This is a genomic window from Microbacterium sp. KNMS, from assembly GCF_053851835.1.
This window is the reverse complement of record NZ_JBSQBP010000084.1, coordinates 1-346: the sequence shown is the minus strand read 5'-3', so window position 1 is coordinate 346 and position 346 is coordinate 1. Positions and strand designations below refer to the sequence as shown.

At 65.6% G+C, this 346-nt stretch carries 1 protein-coding gene; it reads right to left on the bottom strand.

Going from position 1 to position 346, the window contains the following annotated elements; all coding sequences use genetic code 11:
• Positions 1-346 (bottom strand): hypothetical protein (locus ACWXWW_RS17935; protein WP_455971355.1); only part of this gene is annotated, 346 nt, incomplete at both ends.

The window sequence follows — 346 nt, the reverse complement described above, 5'->3', positions numbered from 1 at the left end:
CGAACGCGGTCTCGTGCGTCGACACGGCGAACCCGCTGATGCGGTTGAACATGGTTCGCCCGTACCCGCCGATATCGCTCGACCCGGCCTCGACCCAGTTCGTCGAATCCGAGTACGCGTGACGGACACGCGTGGCATGAACGTTGATGTCGCAATACTGCGACTGGTTGAGGATGACGAGGTACCCGTCTCCGGCTGGCAGGTCCGACCCTTGCACGTCGATTCGCCCGCCGTAGACGGACCGCACGCCGACACCAGCGCCGTAGCCACGGAGGATTCGACCTTCGAGGATCGGGAACCGGAGGTCACGGAGCCGGAACATCGGACCCGGCGCGGACGAGAGCGC